Source organism: Pseudomonas sp. MD330_10 (assembly GCF_042610415.1).
GTDB lineage: Bacteria > Pseudomonadota > Gammaproteobacteria > Pseudomonadales > Pseudomonadaceae > Aquipseudomonas > Aquipseudomonas rhodesiae.
On sequence record NZ_JBHGZU010000171.1, the window covers coordinates 1 to 234 of the forward strand.

The 234-nt window shown below is 55.1% G+C and carries 1 pseudogene; it reads left to right on the forward strand.

The window, feature by feature from the left end:
- Window positions 1-79: 79 nt before the first annotated feature.
- Window positions 80-234: pseudogene (locus ACFZPT_RS27085) on the forward strand (cation transporter); the annotation flags it as partial.

Sequence of the window (234 nt, forward strand, 5' to 3'; positions counted from 1 at the left end):
GTGCGGGTTTTGGTTTTTGACGGGAGGCAATGTGAGTTAGGGAGGTGAGCAGGCACTGCTCATACAATCGACGATTCTGATGTTCGCAGTCGCGATCGCCGGGTTTGTCACGGGTGTGATATCCGGCGCCCAATCCTTTCTGTTCGACGGCTTTTTCTCGCGGATCGCCACCGCCTTCAAGGTGGTGATGCTGTTCACGGCCATGCTGATCGCCAAGAAAAGCAACGAGCGTTT